We start from the raw sequence: 20,072 nt of genomic DNA on the forward strand, positions 1-20,072 counted from the left end.
CTGTTCGCAGGCAGAATCCGCGAGTGCCTGCCCGCCCGGCCGGCCGCGCGGGGCGGGCCATGCACATGTTTGGGAAACGTCATCCGGGAGCCTCGCGCCCCCGCCGGGAGAATCCATGAATCCGCTGCGACAGCTCGCCGAGTTCGGCCAATCCGTCTGGGTGGACAACCTCCAGCGCAGCTACATCACGAAGGGCACGCTGAAGAAGTACATCGACGAGGACGGCCTCAAGGGGCTCACCTCCAACCCGACCATCTTCCAGAAGGCCGTGTCGGGCAGCGACGACTACCAGGACCTCTTCGACGCGGCGAAGGGCAAGGGCCTCTCCGGCAACGACCTCTACGAGCAGTTGGCCGTGCGCGACGTGCAGGGCGCCGCGGACATCCTCAAGCCGGTCTACGACGCGACGAAGGGGCAGGACGGCTTCGCGTCGCTGGAGGTGTCACCCAAGCTGGCGCTGGACACGCAGGGCACCCTGGAGGAGGCACGGCGGCTGTGGAAGACGCTGGCGCGGCCCAACGTGATGGTCAAGGTCCCGGGCACGGAGGCGGGCGTCCCCGCCATCGAGCAGCTCACCGCCGAGGGCCTCAACATCAACGTGACGCTCCTCTTCAGCCAGGAGCGCTACCGGCAGGTCGCCGAGGCCTACCTCTCCGGCCTGGAGAAGCGCGCAGCGTCCGGCGGGGACGTGAGCCACGTGTCGAGCGTGGCCTCGTTCTTCGTCAGCCGCATCGACTCCATCGTGGACAAGGAGATCGAGAAGAAGCTGAAGGCGGGCGCCACGCCGGAGCAGCAGAAGGCGCTGGAGGGGCTGAGCGGCAAGGTGGCCATCGCCAACGCGAAGCTCGCCTACCGCATCTACAAGGAGCTCTTCGGGAGCGCGCGCTGGAAGGCGCTCGCGGCGAAGGGCGCGAAGGTGCAGCGCGTGCTCTGGGCGAGCACCAGCACCAAGAGCCCGAAGCTGCGCGACGTGCTCTACGTGGAGGAGCTCATCGGCCGCGACACGATCAACACCATGCCGCCCGCCACCATCGACGCGTTCCGTGACCACGGCAAGGTGCGCCCCAGCCTGGAGGAGGACCTGCCCGCGGCGGAGGCGACGATGCGTCAACTGGAGGCGGCTGGCATCTCCATGAAGACGGTCACCGACGAGCTGTCCACCGACGGCATCCGCCTGTTCACCGGGTCCTTCGATCAGCTCCTCTCCGCGGTGGGCGACAAGCTGAAGAAGACGTAGCGCGGTGGCTGTTGGAGACGCGGGACCGGGCCATTCGGGTCGACCCCTTCCTTCCAGAACGCAAACACCGACTCCCGGACCCTGAGCAAGGGGACGCGTTTCGATCCGGCCTTCAACCTGTTCGACGCCACCACCCACAAGGCTCCCTGGTCGAAGTTCCGTTTCTACTGGGAGGGCGAAACGCAGAAGGTGGCCCCCGTGTACTCGGATGGCGACACCAGCGCCTGGCCGCAGGACCTCACCTGAGGGGTGCCTCCCACTCGGTCCTGGAGCTGGTGACCATCGACCATCGCATCGAGAAAGCCACCCTTGAAGCCGCGAGGAACCTGGAGGACGCTTCACTCCCGCCACGGCTCCTCGCACTTCGCCGCCCACTGCCTGGGAGCGCGCTGATCATGAATGGCCATTCCGTCCCGGAGTTGATTGCCCTCTCTCTCCAGGGCGACAAGGAGGATGACGCGGCCTGGGAGGCCGTCCGCGAGCTGCGGGAGCGCGGCAGTGACGAGGTATTCGAAGCCGCCGTGAAGCTGCTGCATTCGGCTTCCGCACGCGAGCGAGGACGCGGCGCGGACATCCTGGCTCAACTGGGTGGCCGGAGACGAAGTGACGAACTCATCACGAAGTGCGCGGATGAAGTCCTGTCCGCGCTGGCCACGGAGCAGGATGCCGCCGTGCTGGATGCGATGGGCGCTGCCCTGGGACACCTTCGGGACGATCGGGCCGTTCCCGCCCTCCAGCCCCTGAAGAACCACCCGGATGCGGACGTCCGGATGGGCGTGGTCATGGGCATGATGCCCCACCGGGATCCGGTCGCCATCCAGACCTTGATTGAGCTCTCCCGCGACGTTGACGAGGACGTCCGGAACTGGGCGACCTTCAGTCTAGGCACCCAGGCGGAGGACGTGGACACGCCCGAGCTTCGGGACGCGTTGTTCGACCGGCTCACGGATTCCAACGCGGAGCTGCGCGGCGAGGCACTGGTCGGGCTGGCGATGCGCAAGGACCCGCGCGTCCTGGAGCCGCTGCGTCGCGAGTTGGAGGGAGACACGGTCATCGTCCTCGCTGTCGAGGCAACACAGGCGCTGGAGGACGTCTCGCTCCTGCCGCTGCTGCGTCACCTCCAGGCCCCAACCAGTCAAGACACCGGCCACTTCCTCAGCGTCCTCACCGAGGCCATCGCCCACCTGGAAGGGCTGGCGCGCTGAGGCCCTGTCATGGGTCGTGAGCAGGAGTGGATGTCTCGCGGTCGCCCGTGGGCCGTGCGCTCCAGCGGCCGCCGGGCGACAGGAAGCGTGCGCGCGCCGCACGTCTGCCTTGCAGCGCGACGATGGGTGCACTAGCCATCGGGGACGAGGGCCGACGGCGCCGACCGCTCGGGTCCTCCGAGGATGACTTTATGGCCCAGCGCCGCCCGACCCGACCTTCCGCCTCCTCCGATACGTCCAAGTCCCGCAGTGCCGACGGCAAGGCCGCCACGAAGCCCGGGGGCCGTCCCGTCGGGGGCAAGACCCCTGCCCCGGCGAAGAAGGCCGCGGTCGCGAAGCCGGTGGCCCAGGCCCTGAAGGCCGCGGCCTCGAAGCTGAAGCAGACCGCGAAGGCCGTGAAGCGCGCGGCGACGAAGGCTCCAGCCACCAAGGCAAAGCGTGTCACGAAGGCCCCAGCAAAGGCATCCACGGCCAAGGCTCCGAAGGCTTCCGCGGTAAAGACGCCGAAGACCTCCGCGAAGCCGCCACTGAAGACCTCTGTCACGAAGACCGCGGCTCAGGCAGCGAAGCCTCCTGTCACGGAAGCACCGAAGACGCCCGCGGCGAAGCCTGCATCGGCCAAGAAGGCACCGAAGGCTTCCGCATCGAAGACCTCCAAGCCTCCCGCAGCGGAACCTGCGTCGTCCGAGAAGAGCCCCCGGGCTCCCATGGTGAAACCCACGCTGGCCGAGGAGAGTCCGAAGGCTCCCGCGCAGACACCCGCCGAACAGCCGCCTCACGTCCCGGAGCCGACCGACGCGAGCGCGAAGGCCTCGGAGCTGACGACCGACGCCAGCACCTCAAAGCGCGCGGCGAAGGCGCCCAAGGGTTCATCCGCGAAGAAGGCCGCCAACACACCTTCTCCTTCGGAGGGCACCACGGAATCCTCCACGCCGGCCCCCAAGGCGGAGACGGGGACCACCGACTCCGTTCCCGCGAGCACCATGGAAGGAGCACCTCCCGCCACGGAAGCGGCTCCCGCCGAAGCGCCGCCGCACAAGACAGCAGGCCGTGCCAGGAAGAAGGCCCCCGAAGCCGCGCCCACCGAGGCTTCCGCCCCTCCCCCCAGCGGGGAGCCCTCGAAGTCGAAGCGTGGCGTCCAGGGCACAGCCGACACCACGGAGGCGCCCGTCCCCGCTCCCTCCGCACGCGCGAAGCCCGCGCGCACCGCCGACCCGCAGTACCTCATCCTGACCGGCGGCTCGCCCTTCCTGCGCGCCATCGGCTCCGTGCGCCGCCCGGACGGTGAGACCCTGCCGGGCTTCGTCAACCTGGCCGTGACCAAGATGTCCGCGCTCCCGCTGCCCACCGAACCGGGCTCCTACGAGTTCCGCTTCCAGGCCAGCAACGGCACCGGTGACTTCAAGCTCGCGCAGCGCGGCGAGACCGGCGCTCCACGCAACGTGCGCGACTTCGAGATGGCCTCCTCGGGCGGCTTCCAGCTCTACCGCTTCACCATCTCCTGAGCCTCGCTCAAGGCAGGAAGCGCGACAGCAGCGTGAGCCCCGGCGCCTCCAGGGGCACGCGGCCACGCAGCGCGCTGAACAGCGACCAGCCGTGGTCCGAGAGCAGGACCACGGCCGCGTCCGCCGCGACGCTGAGCCCCATGAAGCCCACGTAGCCCCCCATCACCGACGAGCGCCACACCACGTCCTTCCCGCGCACCTGGGACACGTTCCAGCCCAGGCCCCGCTGGAAGGCGCCGGCCTTCACCCGAGGCGCCTGCATCCGGTACAGGGCCTTCGTGAAGGACGTCTCACCCCGCCCCAGGCTCGTCTCCAGGAAGCGCATCACGTCCCCCACCGTGGAGTGCAGGCCGCCACCGCCCGGGAGCGCCGGGAAGGTCCAGGGCGGCACGGGCTTGCCTCGCGCGGTGTGTCCCTGCAACAGGCGCGGGGCCAGCTCCTCCGTGACGCGCACCGAGGTGTCCACGAGCCCCATGGGCTTGCACAGCACGTCCCGCATCAGGTGCCCGTAGTTCAGCGCCATGCGCCGGGAGAGCGCGTGGCCCAGCACGCCCATGCCCAGGAAGGACTCGGACGACGGGTGCGGCGGCGGCTGCCGGGGGTGGTAGTCGCGGAGGAACTCGCCGAAGAGGCTCGCGGAGTACTGGCCGAACGGGTCGTCGGGGTTCCGGGGCGCCGCGTCCAGGTTGGGCGGCAGGTGCGGCAGCCCGGAGGTGTGCGTCGCCAGCTGCTCCAGCGTGATGGCCTGCGCGACCTTGTCGTTCAGCAGCGACACGGGGATCAGGTTCCCGAGCGGCTCGTCGAGCCGCACGTCGCCCCGCTCCGCCATCACCGACAGCAGCGCCGCCGTGAAGACCTCCGTGAGGGAGCCCAGGGAGAAGAGGGCATCCGTGGCCGGAGGCGTCCCCTTGCCTCGGAGGCCCTCGACGTGCAGCGCGCCCCGCCACGTCATCGCCGCGCACACGGAGGCCGTCGGGTAGCCGCGCAGGTAGGGCCGCAGCTCTGCGCGGAGGAGGTCGGAAGGGCTCGACATGGAGTGGCGCTTTATGGGCCCGCCACCCGCTGAAGCAAGCCTTCCCGAAGCGGTCCTGTCAGGCCCCACCGTGCGTCGGCGGAGGCCGGTTGCTCGCCGCGGAGCCGTACCAAGAGTCCGACGTGGAGGTGCCCGACTTCTCCGCCTTCGAGCCGCTGGGCCGCCGCGTCCCCTCCCCGTTCCTCACGCTGGACGTGGCGATGCTGGAGGACGGCGGCTGGGCGGTGGTGGAGGTGAATGACGGCGGAGTCTCCGGCCTGCCGCCCGGGCTGGACCCGCGAGGCCTCTTCGCCGCGCTGCTCGAATGCTACCGTGCGTGGTCATGAAGGACTCCGTTCCCACACGCGGCGGGCTGCTCCGCCGCATCGCCGCCGTGCTCCTCGTCGGGCTCACCGCGTGCGGCGGCTGCCAGAAGACGGACGCCGAGCGCGCCGCGAAGGAGCGCGCGGAGATCGACCAGCGCCTCCGCGACTCCATCGCGCTCGTGCCCTACCGCGCCCTCAAGCTCACCGTGCGCGCGGGCGATGACCCCATGGCCCCGGCGGAGGTCGCCCTCCTCTGGAAGGCCCTGGCCGAAACGCGCGGGTGGCCGGACGAGCCGACCAACGACGAGGTGGCGCGCACGATGGCCCGCACGTACCTGGACCTGGGCATCGCCCTCTACAAGACACGCAAGACGCTCCAGACGCGCGACGAGGACGACTTCCCCCTGCTCTGGACCCGGTGGGCCCCCGGCGCGTCGCTGCCGCTGTCCGGCTATGACGCGGGCCAGGAGCACGCCTTCCTCGCCGCCGTCCTGCTGGCGCTGGACATCGCGGAGAAGTCGGGCCGCGTCCCCGCAACGGAGCTCGTCTTCTATGAACTGTCGCGCGCGACGCCCTCCTCCACCTGGCCCGCGCCCCTGCGCGCCGCGGTCCAGGCGAGCCGGGGCGTCGCCTTCTGCCAGGAGGGCTACCACTACGCCGCCGAGGAGGAGCTGACCGGCTTCATCACCGAGACGGAGCACCTGCCGCCAGAGGCCTTCCCCCCCCTCCAGGAGGGCACGCCCGCGCAGTCGCGGGAGGCGATGCTCGCGACCGGGCACTTCCTGCGCGCGTGGAACCGCATGGGCCTGAAGCGCGAGCGCGCCGCGGAGGACGACATCGAGCAGGGGCTGCGCTCCCTCCAGGCGCTGGGCGTGGAGAACGAGCTGACGTGGTGGGGCTGGGCCTTCATCCACACCCGCCGCGGGCACTACGAAGAGGCCGCCGCGTCGCTCGACAAGCTCGCGGCCAGCCCCTACCTGGAGGAGGCCGAGCGGCGCGAGGTGCACGACAGCGCGGAGGCCCTGCGCAAGCACGGCGACAGCCTGCCGCTGTTCCAGCAGACCCGCGCGACGCTGCTCCTGGGCCGGACGCTGCTGGCGCGAGCCGGAGGCCTGGAGCACGTGCTCACCGTGCTGCTGGGCCCGGCGCGGGCCAGGCAGCTCTACGTCCCGCTCGTCTGGATGGACCGGGTGCGCCAGCGCACGACGCAGCTCTCCCCGGCGCAGATGGCCCACGGCGCGGGCAAGAAGCTCGACCTCGCCCGTGAAGCAGGCGCTCGCGGCTGGAAGGCGCTCCAGGAACAGCTGAACAAGGGCGCCGCCCAGGACAGCCCGCCCTGACTCCAACGGGCCATGCCTGCCTCGACGACCCTTCCGGCGTGACCTTCTACTGCGAGGCGAACAACACGCTCCAGCCGCTGGGCTCCAAGGGGTGTGGCGGCGTGTCGTGCAACGGTCAGGACACGCACTGCCCGGCCTTCACCGACGCGCGCGAGTGCTTCTGAGCCGTCACCGCACTCACGGAGCCGCCACTTCGCGCAGCGCCTTCACGGGGTAGTGCCCCGGGGAGGCGCGGAAGCGGCGCTCCAGCGCGCCGGGCGCGAGCACGCCCCGCTCGAAGAGCCCCAGCAGGAAGGCCTCGTAGGTCCCGCCCCGCGAGGGACCCGCGCGCTTCAGCTCCTCGTAGAGGACGAAGGCCAGGACGTGCAGGCCGTCATCGTGGTCGCGGAAGAACTCCGCCCCCGTGAGCGGCCGGCCGCTCCGGTCGCGCAGCAGGCCCTCCCGCTCGCTGACGTAGACGTCGATGGCCTCCGCGCAGTCCTCCTCCGTCAGGCCCCGCGCCGTGGTGTAGCCGAACGCGGGGTCATGCTCGCGCACGAGCCGCTGGAAGTAGGGGTCCGCCTCCAGCGCGGACAGCTTCGCGTCCAGCGCGCCCTCGCGCGCGAACGGCGGGTGGAGCAGCTCATGCACCGCCGTCTTCACGGTGACGTCCGCCGGGTAGGTCGCGTCCGTGAGGAAGTTCCACCCCGTCACCCGGATGCCGTGCGGCTTCGCGAACTGGAGGACGTGCGCGCTCAACGCCGACACCTGGAGGTCCCGCCCCAGCACCGCCTCGTCCCAGCCCACCACGTCGTACGGCGCCACCCGCTCCGCCAGCCCCGCGATGGCCCGCTCCACCCGCGGCAGGTACTCCGCCCGCCAGACGCGCGGGAACTCCACGCGCCTCAGGAACGCCAGCAGGACGCCCAGGTCCTCCCGCACGTCCTCCATCTCCGCGAAGCCATCCTCCCGTCCATAGGACGTGGCCAGGAAGTCCGCGCGCATCCGGCGCCAGGCGGCGTCATCCGCCACCGTCCGCGCCAGGTCCTCCACCGTGGCGGGCCCCGTGACGGAGAACACCAGCGACAGGAACGGCCCCACCATCTTCCCCCCCTGCTTCGCCATCCGCTCGGTGAGGTGCGCGAGCGCGGCCCGCTCCCGCGCGTCCAGCAGCGCGGAGAAGCGCTGGAACTCGTCCGGGTAGAAGCGCGTGTAGAACGCGTCGCCGCGCAGCAGGTTCAACAGGCACAGCGCGTCGTAGGCCTCGGACGGACGCAGCACCCACCGCGTGCGCCCGGAGTCAACGCGGCGCACGGCCGGCGCTGGAGCCGTCGGGGTGGGTCGGGAGCCCGCGCAGGCGGTCCACATCAGCGCCGCGAGCAGGGCCGCGGCGCGGCGGAGGAGGGGCGATTCCAGGAGCATGCCCGGGAGATAGGCCCTGCCGCCTGACTCCGTCTTGGACGAAACCTACCGCGTGGAACCGGATGCACGTCCCGCCAGCCGCCGGTACTCCGCCGGGGTGACGTGCAGGCGACGGCGGAACTCGCGCGTCAGGTGGCTCTGGTCGCAATAGCCCGCCTCCAGCGCGATGTCGCCCAGCGGCCGCTCCGTCTCGCGCAGCGCCCGGCTCGCGCGCTCCAGCCGGGACCGCCGCAGGTACTCCGCCGGACTGCACCGCCACGCCTTGCGGAAGGCCCGCCCCAGCCGCATCGGGCCCACCCCCGCCTCCCGCGCCAGCGCCGCGAGCGTGGGCGGCGGCCCCCGCACCGCGTCCAGCAGCTCCCGGACGCGCCCCAGCCACGGCGGGACGCCGGAGTCCCGCGCCGACGCGCGCACCGCCTCCGCCAGCAGCTCCAGCGTCAACCCTTCGATGGCCAGCGCGGCCACGTCGTCCGCGCACCGGAACTCCTGGTACACGCGCGCCCCCAGCGCGGACAGCCGCGCCGACGTCAGGTCCTCCCGCGGATCCAACCCCACGGCGAGCGCGCTCCGCGACCGCCAGGACGCGTCCGAGAAGTCGATGTTGAAGGTGCGCGTGCGCACGTCCCGGATGCGCTGCGCGTGCTCCAGCCCGGGCGCCTGGAAGGCGACCGACCGGGCCGGACACTCGCGGGCGCGGCCCTCCACCACGTCCGTGAAGCCCCCTTCCAGCGTGAGCCGGAAGCCGGCGTGACGGTGCTGGTGGGACGGCAGCCGGGCCCCCGGCGCATACGTGCTCTCCGTGAGCACGAGCCCCGCCACCTCCACACGCTGGAGGGGCGTGCCCAGATAACGGCCGAGGTCGAGGACGGGGGCGGAGGAGGTCACCCCCCTTCTTTGCCTCGGGCCGGGTCCTATTGCATCCCCGTCCGCTCAGGCCTGCCCGGTCAGCCGGTAGTACGCATGCGGGCGGCGCCAGCGGATGAAGGCGCGCGCCAGCGGGTTCATGCCCCACTGGATGGGCACCGGCTCCACCACGAAGCCCAGTTCGTCCTTGAACTGCTCCAGCTGGGCCGCCTCGCGGGCATGCAGCCCGCCCACCAGCGTCCTGGCCCCGAGCCGGCGGCAGAGCTGCGCGAACTCGTAGATGAGGCCGGTGGAGATGTTCGTCGGCAGCGCCCACGTCGCGTAGTAGGCGCTGAAGCCATACGCGATGCCATCCACGATGTACCCGTCCAGGTAGCCCCCCAGCCTGTCGTCCACCAGGCCCGCCAGCACGCACCAGTGGTCGGACGCGAAGTACTGCCGGAGGCCCTTGAGGTACTCGTCCAGCGTGGGGATCTTCTTGTGCCGCGTGCGCAGCAGGGCGTCCCGGACCACGGGGTAGCCCTGCTCCAGGAGCAGCGACGGCCCCGTGAGCTGGACGATGCGCACCGTGCGCTGGCACTTGCGCAGCTTGCTGCGCCGGTTCGAGCTCAGCCGGCTCATGTCATAGGTGTCCAGGTCCCCCAGCCGCACCACGGGCACCTTGCCGGTGGCGACGCTCGCGGTCTCCGGCGTCAGCGCCGCCCGGTAGCCCCAGGCCAGCGGCGTGGGCGGCGTGGCCTCGTCCGGCGTCAGCCGCGCCAGCAGGTGCACCGGCTGGAAGAAGCCGGGCGCGCCCGACTGCTCCCAGAAGTGCCCCCGGTGGGCGATGACGCGAACGCCCTCTTCTCGCCGGCGCTCGGCGAGCTCCTGCTCCGTGAGACACGTGAAGCGGGCGTCCGCGACATCGCGGAGCTGGGGAAGCGACAGGACCATGAGAACCCCTCCACCAACGGCTCGGAAACGTCAGGAACGCGGCGCGCGGTAGGCGGGGAAGAAGCCCTCCCCCACGTACCCCTGCGACAGCTGCGCGTAGGCCTCCGGGTCACAGATGAGGTCGTGCGTGTAGAAGATGGACTTGAGCGCCTCGCGCTGCTCCCGCGAGGAGTCCCTCGCGAGGCCCCCGAGTTGAAATGACCGCGCCGGGTGTTTCGGCGAACGTCCGCGCCGCGGTCGCCGCGGAACTCCACCGGCAGCTTCGGGTCGACCAGGCACACCTCTGCGCGCAGGTGCCCCCGAAACACAGCGCGGCCCGCCAATCCGGTCGCGGATGAAGATGCTGTTCAGCTCCGCGCCCAGCCAGTCGATGCCGTCCCGCGGCACCCGCAGGGTCAGCCCCCCTCCGTCCTCCACGATGAGACTGTGCGTCTCGCCTTCCACGCGCAGGTGCTGCTCGGAGCGAAAACAGGCAGACAGAGCCGCCCGTTGGACTCCATCTGGCACGAGGACGGCTCGCCAGGGTGTCGCTGAGTGCATGAGTGATCCTCAGGTAGGAACGCACGCGCCGGATGGCTTTGGGGACCAGGCAAGAAGGTATGGGAATTGGCCCCTGGTCCGTCATCGCCCCCTCGGTACAACGGGGATGTCCTGATTCCGGCGCTTGCTGCCGTCCCCAACCCTCAAGGACCAGCCTTGTGTCGAATCACCCGCGAGGCCTATCACTTTCCATACATTTGACACTGCACGAACCTACGCTTGCAATTTTCATCCGGAAGACTGGCCACCCATGAAACACGCCCTATTCTCGGCCATCGGTGTGTTGCTTGAGCGCATGCACCTGGGGCCCGGGAATGCAGATGGCTGATGACACCTTCCGTGAGCGCTCCGCGGGGATGGCAGACACGGGCACGGATGGCGCCTATGAAAGCGCCTCCATCGACGCGTCCCTCATCACGGACGCACGGTGGCGATGCCCGAGGGCTGCTGGTTGTCCGCAGAGCGCAGCGCCAGCCTTTACAGACGCTGGAGGTTTCCGCGTCTGGTAGGGTGCCGCGCCGGAGAGCCTCCGTTGCCGCGACTTGCCGCCCTTCTCGTCCTGCTGCTGGGGACTGCCGTCCCTGCCCAACCCGCCCCCTCCTCCCGCGAGCGCCAGGATCGGCGCATCTCCCTTCCGGACAGCACCTCGGCCTCAATGGTCAGGTGAAAACCGGCCAAAGAGAGAGGGCCGAGACAGGAGGACTCCTACCCTGCGGACTCGGCGGACCGCAACTCCAAGGCCCCCTTGGTGCGCCAGCTTCGAGGGCCGAATTGGACGACGTGGGCATGGTGCAGAAGCCGGTCGAGCATGGCGGCCACGGCGGCGTGGTCGCCCAGGAGCTTCCCCCAATCCACCACGGGCCTGTTGGATGTGATGAGGGTGGAGGCCTTCTCGTAGCGGCGCATGATGAGCTCGAGCAGGTCCTCCGCGGCGGTGGCGGGCAGATTGCGCATGCCGAGGTCATCGATGACGAGCAGCGGGGCGCTGGTGAGCGCATCGAGCTTCTGGCGGCGGGTGCTCTCAAGGCTAGACTCGGCCAGCTCTTCGAGCAGGTGGTGGGCTTCGCGATAGAGGACTCGGTGGCCCTGGGACTGGATGACGGCGCGGCCAATGGCCTGGGCGATATGACTCTTGTCCTCCGCCCCAGGATTTCTTGAGACACCTCTCTGGGGGATAACCTCCCCCCTCATGAGGTGGATGTGAAGAAGCAGCAGAAGCAGGAGAGGACGGCGGAGCGCGGTCGGTTCTCGGCCAGGCGCAAGAAGGAGGCGGTGCTCCGACTGCTCAAGGGCGAGGAGCTCGATGCGCTCTCGCGGGAGCTGGGCGTCACCGCGGCGGTGCTGAACCAGTGGCAGGAGAAGTTCCTGGCGGGTGCCGAGACGAACCTCAAGAGCCGCGAGCCTGGGCCAGCGGACGACGAGGTGCTGCGCCTGAAGGCCATGGTGGGCGAGCTGATGATGAAGAATGAGCTGCTGGCCGAGAAGGCGCGACTCCTGGAGGGCAACGCCCCCGGTTTTCCCTGGAGGAAGTCGAGAGGATGAGCGCCCAGCTCTCGCCTTCCAGCGGCAAGCGGTACGGCCTGGCGCTCGTGACGACCACCTGGCGCATGCCCCGCGCGACGGTGTACCGCCATCGCGCCCGACGGCGCAGCCCCCTTCCTCCGGCAGCCCGACGGGGCCCCAAGACGGCGCTGACGGACGCAGCGCTGCTGGAGGCCCTTCGCGGCGTACTGGCTACTTCGCCCTTTCTGGGTGAGGGCCACCGCAAGGCCTGGGCTCGGCTGCGCGCCCGGGGCGTACGCACCTCGAAAGCCCGCTGCCTGCGGCTGATGCGAGAGGCGGGGCTGCTCGCACCGGGCAGGGCCCGCCGGGTGCTGGGCCCGCGAAACCACGACGGCACCATTATCACCGAGGCACCGGACGTCATGTGGGGCACCGACGCCACCTGCACCCAGACAGTGCTGGAGGGCCAGGCCACCGTCTTCATCGCCGTCGACCATGCCACCTCCGAGTGCATCGGCCTCCACGCGGCCAAGGTGGGCACGCGCTTCGTAACTCCTCGCCGGAGCCCGTCGTGACAGGACCCGGGCCACTACCTGCACCGTGCGGCGCTCGCTGCCATCCGGCGCCCTGGCACCGTCACGCTCCCCTTGCGCCAAGGCTGACAGTCACTCGCGCGGGAACTCCTGGTCGCCCTACCTCGTCGTCCAGACGAGGCACGGCGAGCTCTTACACAATAGCTACGAGCGACGCCTCCTGCGCTTCACCACTCCAACCCTGCTCATCGTCGATGACTTGGGACTGCGGCCACTCACGGGCGAGGAGGGCATCGACCCGTACGAGATTGTCCGCCGTCGCTACGAGCGCGCGGCCCAGGTTGAGACTGTCGCACGCTGACCCCCAGCAGAGGCCCCTGCCGAACCGGTTTGGCCGAACCCGCTTGGACTCCTCCGCCGCGATTCCTGGGCGCTTCACGTCCGGACCTGATTGGCCGAACCGAACAGCGACCTGATTGGCTGAGCCTTGACACACCCGAGGATAGCGAACTGGCACAGTTGGCCGGGAGGAGATATCTCCCGGCCAACCTCACACTACGAAGCACGCCTGCTCAGACGGGATCGCAAGAGGCCGTGCCGCCCGTACAGACCGCACGGCAGTCGTCGGCGCTGTAGCACGGTTCGTTATTGCACGCATCCGCCACACCTGTGGGAGACCAGCAGTACCCCAACTCCGTCCCCTCGTCATTGGCGCCGCGGCAGGTCCCGAACCGAACCCAACCTTCCTGCCCAGCGGTACAGGTCAGGGCTGATTCCTGGGTTTGGAGCGAGGCCTCAGTTGCCGGCTCTCCCGCGCCACAAGCGGACATCGTCATAAGAACTGCGCCAACCATTAGGTTTCGCATTGGGGCTCCCTTGAGGATTTGTGATGCATTCGCAGATCTATCCGAAATGAATTGCCAGGCGCAAGGAAAGAGTTGAAATTGGAAGTCATTGCATTTTTCCCAGGACGTGTTTGGATTTTAAGATGCATGGGCCTGCCATTGTTGGTCGGACGATTGAATGGGGTTGAGCAGGGAGGGTGTAATAATTCGGCCTTACTCAATACTACTGGATCAGATGCGTGACGGTCCTCGAGGAGGAGCGCGAGCGCCGAGTCTGCGGAGGCTGTGACGGACCGGGGTAATGGATCGCAGGCGGGTCACCCGAGCTGTTCGTAGCGGGGTCGGCCAAGCGGATCGCCTCGGGGTCGGCCAAGCGGACCGCGCGGTGGAGCAGTCGAGACGGCGGTCAGTTCCACCCTGAAGCCAGCTGGAAGAAACGCGGCTGGGGGGGGCGTGAGCGCCTACCCGGCCAGTCATCCCGTGCATCTTCGCGAGCTCAAGAGCACCGCCCCCGCTGTGCGGCCAGGGACGCGCGCGGATGAGCTACCGGAGAGTCGACATGGACAGGTTGAGAGAGTTGGTGCGGTTGCACCGCATGGGGACGGGTGCGCGCGAAGTGGCCCGGCTGTTGGGCATGGGGCCGAATACGGAGAGGGCATATCGCGCGGCGCTCATGGCGGCAGGCGCACTGGAAGGCCCCGTGGACGAGGTGCCAGAGCTGGAAGCGCTCAAGGCGCTGGTGCAGGAGCACCTGCCCTCCAAGGTGTCACCGCAGCAGACGTCCTCGCTGGTGCCTTGGCAGGAGCGAGTGGAGGCACTGCTGGGCCAGGGGCTGGGGCCTCGTGCCATCCACGACAGGCTCCGGCTGGAGGTGGAGGGCTTCGCGGCGAGCGCCTCGGCGGTGAAGCGCATGGTGCGACAGCTGCGCAAGGCGCGAGGCGTACGGGCCGAGGACGTGGCCATCCCCGTCGTGACGGCGCCGGGGGAGGTGGCGCAGGTGGACTTCGGATACGTCGGCAAGCTGCTGTGCCCCAGGCAGAAGGTGGCGCGCAAGGCGTGGGTATTCGTCCTGGTGCTGGCGCACAGCCGCTACCTGGTGGCCGACGTCGTCTTCGAGCAGTCGCTGCCGACGTGGCTGCGGCTGCACGTGGAGGCCTTCGAGCAGTTGGGCGGCGTGGTGGAGACGGTGGTGCCGGACAACCTGAAGGCCGCCGTGCTGCGCGCGGCCTTCACTCCGGACGAGCCGTCCGCCCTCAATCGCAGCTACCGGGAGGTGGCCCGACACTCCGGCTTCAAGGTGGACCCGACGCCGCCGTACGCGCCGCAGAAGAAGGGCAAGGTGGAGGCGGGCGTCAAGTACGTCCAGTCCAACTTCTTCAAGGGCCGCGAGGGGCAGGACGTCGACGTCGTCCGAGCGGACTTGAAGACGTGGCTGGCGGAGGTGGCCAACGTCCGGTGGCATGGGAAGACGGGCCGGCGCCCGGTGGACGTCTTCCGCGAGGAAGAGGTGCCCGCCCTGCGGCCCCTGCCCACCCGGCGCTTCATGCCTGTCGCCTGGAAGTCCACGCGCGTGCACCAGGACAGCCACGTCCTCTTCGACAGGCGCTTCTACTCAGTGCCCTGGCGCCTGGTGGGGAGTGACGTCTGGCTGCGCGTCACCGACGCCAGTCTCGAGGTGTACGCCCCCTGTGCCAGCGTAGTTGTCGCCCGGACCGCGAGGCCGGCAGAAGCACCCAGGGGGCGTGAAGGGCAGACAGGACGTGCCGTACACGGAGCAGTTCAAGGAGCAGATGGTGCGCCGGATGATGGGGCCGGAGGCGCTGAGCGCGACGGCCCTGGGCAAGCAGGTGGGAGTGCCCCAGTCGACGCTGTCGAAGTGGCTGAAGAGGGCTACGGTGGGGGTGATGACGAGTGAGTCGGAGCAGCAGCCGAAGGCACTTACTACTTCATGGCCATGCCGCGCATGAGTGATGACCGACTCCGCTCGTTGGTGGAGCGCTTCGGGCAATTGGTCCGCGAGCACGCCGTGTTCCAAGAGGCCTTCGGATTCATCTGATTCAGATGAGGGGATGCCTCAGACTCCCGCCGGGGCGTTTTTTCAACGATGTGACACGCCCCCCCCGCTGAAAGGAACAAGCCCGTCCACGGGGAGGAGGCCGGCGGCGCCGGGCGGACACTCCACGAGCCTTGCTCCCCCGGGCCCCGCCCTCCACGCTTGAGGCCATGACGACCGAATTCATCCTGCTCCGGCATGGGGAGACGGAATGGAACGCCTCAGGGAGGCTGCAGGGGCACCTGAACAGTGTGCTGAGCCGCGAAGGGCTGCGACAGGCGGACGCGCTCGCGGCGCGGCTGGCCACCCTCCCCTTCCAGGCCCTCTACAGCAGCGACCTGGACCGCGCGGTGCAGACGGCCGCCCGCATCGCGGCGCGGACGGGCCACGACCTCCAGCAGGATGCGCGCCTGCGGGAGCGCGGGCTGGGCGTGCTCGAAGGACTGACGCGCGCGGAGGCCAGCCAGCGCCACCCGGAGGTCTTCGCCGCGTACACCGAGGGCCACGCGGACTCCGTGGTGCCTGGAGGAGAGAGCCCGTCCCAGCGCCTGCGCCTGGCGCTGCACTGCCTGGAGGAGCTGGGCGCGCGCCACCCCGAGGCCCGCGTGGTGGTGGTCACCCACGGCGGCGTGCTCAGCGCCCTGCTCCGCCACTGCCTGGGCATCCCGCCCACCGTGCCGCGCACTTTCTCCGTCCTCAACGCGGGCTGGAATCAGTTCGATCTCCACCAGGGGACCCTGCGGATGGTGACCTGGGGGGACGTCAGCCACCTGCGCACACCCAGCCTGGACGACACCTGAGGCGCCCGAGGGACGGGGCCCGTGTCACATGTGACACGGTGTCGCGGTCGTGGGAAACCCCATCACAGTAGTTATCCAGTTACGATAAATTACCGACCAGGCTATTTACAATGAAGTCTGGACTCATCAAGAATCCCGTCGCCTCAAACCTCCCAACAAAAACGGGGTTCACATGATTTCGGCTCAGATGGTGCGTCGCTGGACTGCTGCCAGCGCGGTGTCGCTGCTGGTCGTCGGTTGCGGTCCCCAGACCACGGAAGAGAAGCAGACCCAGCCGGAGACTCCGGCGCCCGCCACCACCACCCAGGAGATCGTCGGTGGCTCGGCGACCACCATCGGGGAGAACCCCTGGCAGGTGTCGCTGCAGAGCAGCAGCGGCAGCCACTTCTGCGGCGGCTCCATCATCAACGAGAGCTGGATCCTCACCGCGCAGCACTGCGTGAACTCGGGGGGCTCCATCTCCAAGCCGGGCCGCATCGTGGCGGGCGTCACCAACCGCACCACCACCACCGGCGGGCAGGTCCGCACCGTGTCGCAGGTGGTCGTGTACCCGGGCTACGTGGACGCCAACTACGGCAAGGACGCGGCGCTCCTCAAGCTGTCCTCGCCGCTGGACCTGAGCGGCGCGAACGCGAAGGCCATCCCGCTCGTCACGGCGGCGGACGAGGCCTCGGGCGTGGGCGGCGTCGGCGCCGTGGCGCGCGTCACGGGCTGGGGCACGCTGTCCAGCGGCGCCTCCTCGCTCCCCACCACGCTCCAGACGGTGGACGTGAACGTCATCAGCAACGCCACCGCGCAGTCCAAGTACCCCGACGAGACCATCACCGCGGACCAGCTGGGCGCGTCCGCCCCGGGCAAGGACTCCTGCCAGGGTGACAGCGGCGGTCCCCTCACCGTCCTCAAGGGCAGCACCCGCGTGCTCGCGGGCATCGTGAGCTGGGGCTACGGCTGCGCCGACTCGCGCTACCCGGGCATGTACGGCCGCGTGTCGTCCTTCGAGAGCTGGATCACCAACATCATCAACGCCCCGCAGCAGCCGACGCAGACGCTGCTGAACCAGACCGGCCTGTCCGGCGCCTCCAGCTCCTTCAAGCACTTCGCCATCACCGTCCCCGCGGGCGCCACGACCCTGACGGTGGAGCAGTCCGGCGGCACGGGTGACGCGGACCTCTACGTGCGCCAGGGCTCGCAGCCCACGACGACGGCGTACAACTGCCGCCCGTACCTCAGCGGCAACTCGGAGACCTGCACCATCACCGCCCCCGCGGCCGGCACCTGGTACGTCTCCGTGCGCGGCTACACCTCGTACTCGGGCGTCTCCGTGAAGGCCACGGTGCCGTAGTCGTCGCCTGACACCAGCCTTGGCGCGGAAGCCCTCTTCCTCCTTCGCGGAGGAGGGGGGCTTTCGTGTTTCAGCGCCACCACGCGCGCGGAGTGTTACACCCGGGGTCATGGCCCGGCCCGTCCCCAAAGCTTCCCGCTGTCCCCACTGCAACGCGCCCTTCGCGCTCCAGCCCGGCAGGACGCAGTACGTCTGTGGCTACTGCGGCGGCGCGTTCGAGCTGGACGGCCAGACCCCACAGGCGCCCGTGCCGCGCCCGCAGCCCCAGGGGAACCAGGCGCTCCCCCTCATCCTCGCCGGCGGCGCGGTGATGATGCTGCTGGGGGTCATGGGCGCGGTGTTCGCGCTCTCCAGCGGAGGCCCGGACCTGCCGCCGCCCCCGCCCAGGCCCCCGGCCCCCGTCGCTCGCCCCGTTCCACCGCCCGTCATCCCGAAGCCGCCCGAGCCCAAGCCCAAGCCGGCGCCAGAGCGCCTCCGGTGGGCAGAGCGGGGCGCGCCCGCGTTCGTGGACGTCAACGGGGATGGGACGGAGGACATCATCGGCCACGTGAGCCGCCACGATGGCGGCGCCTACAGCGACTTCATCGCCGCGTTCGACGGCCGGACGTTCCAGAAGCTCTGGGAGTCGCAGCCCTCGGAGGGGCCGGACGCCTCCCGGTACACCAAGGTCATTGCCCAGAACGGCCGGCTGGTGATGAGCGAGCAGCGCGCGGTGGACCTGCTGGAGCTGGAGACCGGCAAGCGGCTGGGGCGCGCGGCGCTGTCGGACTCGCCGCGCCGGCTCTGCATTCCCCCCGGGGACACGACGGCCGTCTGGGTGGAGGTGGTGGACCACCAGCACCTGCTCTTCGACACGCGCACCGCCACCACGAAGCCCGCGCGCCGCGCGCCGAAGGGCTGCTCCACGCCGCCCCTGAGCCCCCAGACGTGCAACATGAGCCGGCCGCCGGAGCACCCCACCTCGTGTGAGCGCTCCAGCTACCCGCCCTCCGACATCCGGGGCTTCTCCACGAAGTACCTCTTCCGCTCCGCCGGCTACACCCTGTCGCTGGGCACGCGGTGGCCTGGGACGCAGGTGCCCCTGGTGGGGCTGTACGCGCCCGGCAACCGCAAGCCGCTGTGGCACGGCGTCGTGGCGGAGCGGGACGCGCTGGAGCTGCGCGACTCCGCGCCGGAGGTGGGGGAGATCACGAAGGACGCCGTGTACGTCGTCTACCAGTTGGAGAAGGGCGGCCAGCGCCTCATCCGGCGCGACCTGCGCACCGGCGCCGTCGTCTGGGACGTGGCCCTGCCCGAGGCCAGCATCTCCCAGATGACGACCCTCTGGGTCCGGGAGGGCCGGGTGAACGTGTCGCAATGGGGCCGCCTGGACGTGCTGGACGCCGCGACGGGCCAGCGCATCGGCGGCGTGGGTCAGTAGATGGAGATGAGGTGGACCCGCACGCGGGGGTTGCCGAGGTACTCCTCCAGCCGCCAGCGGGTCCGCATGCCGTCCTCGCGGAGGCCCACGCCTCCGTCCGCGGGGGCCTCCGCGCTGGCGAGCGCATCCCGCAGGTGGGACACCGCCCAGCGGTCGAACTTCGGGTCTCCGGAGCCCTCCAGCACCTGGAGGTCGATGAGGCTGCCGTCGCGCGCCTGCCGCACCTCCACGATGGCGACGAGCGCGAGGATGGGGGTCGTGACGTCCGCCATGTAGACGTTCGCCGCGCGCCCGGCCTCCACGGCCGCGCGCAGCCGGTCGGACGTCTCCCGGCGGACGTCGCGGGGCTGGGGCGCGAACGGCGTGCCCGTCTTGCCGAACCGCTCCATGGCCTCCAACTGCTCGCGCTTCAGCCGGCGGACGAGCACGTCGGTGTCGGGAGGGGGCGGATCCACCAGCCGCTCGGCGAAGCCCTGGCGCAGCTTCGCGAAGTAGGGAGGCGTCGCGCCCGTGGCCCGCGACGAAGCGGCCGCGTCCCTCGCCCAGCCATCCACGCGCTGTCGCGCCTCCTCCCCCTCACGGGCCAGCAGCGCCTGGGGGTCGGGCTCCGAGCCGGGGACGTTGCGGAGCGTCCGCCCCGTCGACGGAGGGCCCCCCTTCAGGAGCCCACCGCCCAGCAGCCCGGGAGGGTCGAGCCGGGGTGAAGAGGAGGCGAGCGGAGCATCCGGCTGCTGGGCTGGCGGGGGCGCCTCGGGTGCTTCCGCGACAGGCTCCGAGGGCGCGCTCCCCGCCGTCGCGGGGGCCCGGGCGAGCGCGGGCGCCTCATCCTTCTTCCGCGCGTGAGCGGAGGCGTCGCGCTCCGTCAGGCGCGCGGGGGTGCGCGGTGCGGGTGGGTCCTCCCTGGACGCGGGCGGCGTGGGGCGTGTGTCCCGGGAGACGATCTCCAGCTCGATGACCTGGGACGGCTCCGGGTGCGGGACGCGGGCGGACGGGCTCCGCGACAGCGCCACGAGGAGCGCCACGTGCAGCAGCCCGGACACCCCGAGCAGGAGAAACCACTGTGAGCGGCGGGACACGGAGGTCAGCTTGCTCCGTCCCGCCGTGCGAAAGAAGGGGCGTGGAGCGTGGGTGTTCGACCTCCACGCTCCCCTGCCCTCCCCACTACGGTGCCGGTGCGCCAGTCAGCTCACGACGGGCTCCCCGGACGGCGTGG

At 70.2% G+C, this 20,072-nt stretch carries 20 protein-coding genes and 1 pseudogene; 14 read left to right on the forward strand and 7 right to left on the reverse strand.

The annotated features are described in order from the left end of the window. Positions 1-115: 115 nt before the first annotated feature. The 3 genes from tal (at position 116) to U8525_RS15295 (ending at position 3,947) form a co-directional block, all read left to right on the forward strand. On the forward strand, positions 116-1,237 hold the full coding sequence (tal, locus tag U8525_RS15285; RefSeq protein WP_374266216.1) for a transaldolase: 1,122 nt from the start codon (positions 116-118) through the stop codon (positions 1,235-1,237). Positions 1,238-1,512: 275 nt separating this feature from the next. Continuing rightward, complete coding sequence (locus U8525_RS15290) at positions 1,513-2,442, forward strand: HEAT repeat domain-containing protein (RefSeq protein WP_374266218.1); 930 nt, start codon at positions 1,513-1,515, stop codon at positions 2,440-2,442. Between the two features lie 707 nt (positions 2,443-3,149). Continuing rightward, entirely contained in the window at positions 3,150-3,947 is a 798-nt protein-coding gene (locus U8525_RS15295) for a hypothetical protein (RefSeq protein WP_374266220.1), read from the forward strand. A gap of 7 nt (positions 3,948-3,954) precedes the next feature. On the opposite strand, the gene U8525_RS15300 is transcribed toward U8525_RS15295, so the two are convergent. After that, positions 3,955-4,980 (reverse strand): serine hydrolase domain-containing protein, encoded by a 1,026-nt coding sequence (locus tag U8525_RS15300; RefSeq protein ID WP_374266222.1) that lies wholly within the window; start codon positions 4,978-4,980, stop codon positions 3,955-3,957. A gap of 122 nt (positions 4,981-5,102) precedes the next feature. Between U8525_RS15300 and U8525_RS15305 the strand changes: the two genes are divergently transcribed. From U8525_RS15305 to U8525_RS15315, 3 genes are read left to right on the forward strand one after another with little or no spacing between them, the layout of a single operon-like run. Further along, positions 5,103-5,306 carry an ATP-grasp domain-containing protein gene (locus U8525_RS15305; protein ID WP_374266224.1) on the forward strand — a complete coding sequence of 68 codons (204 nt, stop codon included), beginning with the start codon at positions 5,103-5,105 and terminating at the stop codon, positions 5,304-5,306. Beyond that, positions 5,303-6,625 (forward strand): hypothetical protein, encoded by a 1,323-nt coding sequence (locus tag U8525_RS15310; protein ID WP_374266226.1) that lies wholly within the window; start codon positions 5,303-5,305, stop codon positions 6,623-6,625. Before U8525_RS15305 ends, U8525_RS15310 begins: the two co-directional genes overlap by 4 nt. 38 nt (positions 6,626-6,663) lie before the next feature. After that, a complete protein-coding gene (locus tag U8525_RS15315) occupies positions 6,664-6,789 on the forward strand; it encodes a hypothetical protein (RefSeq protein ID WP_374266228.1) in 126 nt (41 codons plus the stop codon). 13 nt (positions 6,790-6,802) lie between these two features. Here U8525_RS15315 and U8525_RS15320 read toward each other — a convergent pair whose 3' ends face one another. The 5 genes from U8525_RS15320 to U8525_RS15340 all read right to left on the reverse strand — a co-directional run bounded on the left by U8525_RS15320 (position 6,803) and on the right by U8525_RS15340 (position 11,554). Then, a complete protein-coding gene (locus U8525_RS15320) occupies positions 6,803-8,026 on the reverse strand; it encodes a hypothetical protein (protein WP_374266230.1) in 1,224 nt (407 codons plus the stop codon). Between the two features lie 45 nt (positions 8,027-8,071). Continuing rightward, positions 8,072-8,911, reverse strand: a complete 840-nt coding sequence (locus tag U8525_RS15325; RefSeq protein ID WP_374266232.1) for a helix-turn-helix domain-containing protein — start codon at positions 8,909-8,911, stop codon at positions 8,072-8,074. Positions 8,912-8,956: 45 nt separating this feature from the next. Beyond that, positions 8,957-9,823: a hypothetical protein gene (locus tag U8525_RS15330; protein WP_374266234.1), complete on the reverse strand. Its 867-nt coding sequence runs from the start codon at positions 9,821-9,823 to the stop codon at positions 8,957-8,959. A gap of 30 nt (positions 9,824-9,853) precedes the next feature. Further along, positions 9,854-10,267, reverse strand: a complete 414-nt coding sequence (locus U8525_RS15335) for a hypothetical protein (protein WP_374266236.1) — start codon at positions 10,265-10,267, stop codon at positions 9,854-9,856. A gap of 801 nt (positions 10,268-11,068) precedes the next feature. Next, the gene (locus tag U8525_RS15340) at positions 11,069-11,554 is read right to left on the reverse strand and encodes an ATP-binding protein (RefSeq protein ID WP_374266238.1); all 486 of its coding nucleotides are present in this window, start codon (positions 11,552-11,554) and stop codon (positions 11,069-11,071) included. Between the two features lie 9 nt (positions 11,555-11,563). On the opposite strand from U8525_RS15340, the gene U8525_RS15345 reads away from it, so the two are divergent. The 8 genes and pseudogenes from U8525_RS15345 (at position 11,564) to U8525_RS15380 (ending at position 18,859) form a co-directional block, all read left to right on the forward strand. Beyond that, positions 11,564-11,905, forward strand: a complete 342-nt coding sequence (locus U8525_RS15345) for a transposase (protein WP_374266240.1) — start codon at positions 11,564-11,566, stop codon at positions 11,903-11,905. Next, positions 11,902-12,441, forward strand: coding sequence for a hypothetical protein (locus U8525_RS15350; RefSeq protein WP_374266242.1), 540 nt, complete (start codon positions 11,902-11,904; stop codon positions 12,439-12,441). Before U8525_RS15345 ends, U8525_RS15350 begins: the two co-directional genes overlap by 4 nt. 25 nt (positions 12,442-12,466) lie before the next feature. Beyond that, positions 12,467-12,760, forward strand: coding sequence for an ATP-binding protein (locus U8525_RS15355; RefSeq protein WP_374266244.1), 294 nt, complete (start codon positions 12,467-12,469; stop codon positions 12,758-12,760). Positions 12,761-13,839: 1,079 nt separating this feature from the next. Next, positions 13,840-14,943 (forward strand): annotated as a pseudogene (gene istA / locus U8525_RS15360) (IS21 family transposase); the annotation flags it as partial. A gap of 106 nt (positions 14,944-15,049) precedes the next feature. Continuing rightward, the gene (locus U8525_RS15365; RefSeq protein WP_374266508.1) at positions 15,050-15,211 is read left to right on the forward strand and encodes a hypothetical protein; all 162 of its coding nucleotides are present in this window, start codon (positions 15,050-15,052) and stop codon (positions 15,209-15,211) included. A gap of 256 nt (positions 15,212-15,467) precedes the next feature. Further along, complete coding sequence (locus U8525_RS15370; protein WP_374266246.1) at positions 15,468-16,097, forward strand: histidine phosphatase family protein; 630 nt, start codon at positions 15,468-15,470, stop codon at positions 16,095-16,097. A gap of 187 nt (positions 16,098-16,284) precedes the next feature. Further along, a complete protein-coding gene (locus U8525_RS15375) occupies positions 16,285-17,439 on the forward strand; it encodes a trypsin-like serine protease (protein ID WP_374266248.1) in 1,155 nt (384 codons plus the stop codon). Positions 17,440-17,548: 109 nt separating this feature from the next. Further along, positions 17,549-18,859, forward strand: a complete 1,311-nt coding sequence (locus tag U8525_RS15380; RefSeq protein WP_374266250.1) for a hypothetical protein — start codon at positions 17,549-17,551, stop codon at positions 18,857-18,859. Here the strand turns inward: U8525_RS15380 and U8525_RS15385 are convergent. Beyond that, on the reverse strand, positions 18,853-19,935 hold the full coding sequence (locus U8525_RS15385; protein WP_374266252.1) for a ferrichrome ABC transporter substrate-binding protein: 1,083 nt from the start codon (positions 19,933-19,935) through the stop codon (positions 18,853-18,855). The two genes, U8525_RS15380 and U8525_RS15385, sit on opposite strands and share 7 nt — an antisense overlap. Positions 19,936-20,072: the final 137 nt, after the last annotated feature.

The sequence above is a fragment of the Corallococcus sp. RDP092CA genome, assembly GCF_041903675.1.
In the GTDB taxonomy this organism is placed as follows: domain Bacteria; phylum Myxococcota; class Myxococcia; order Myxococcales; family Myxococcaceae; genus Corallococcus.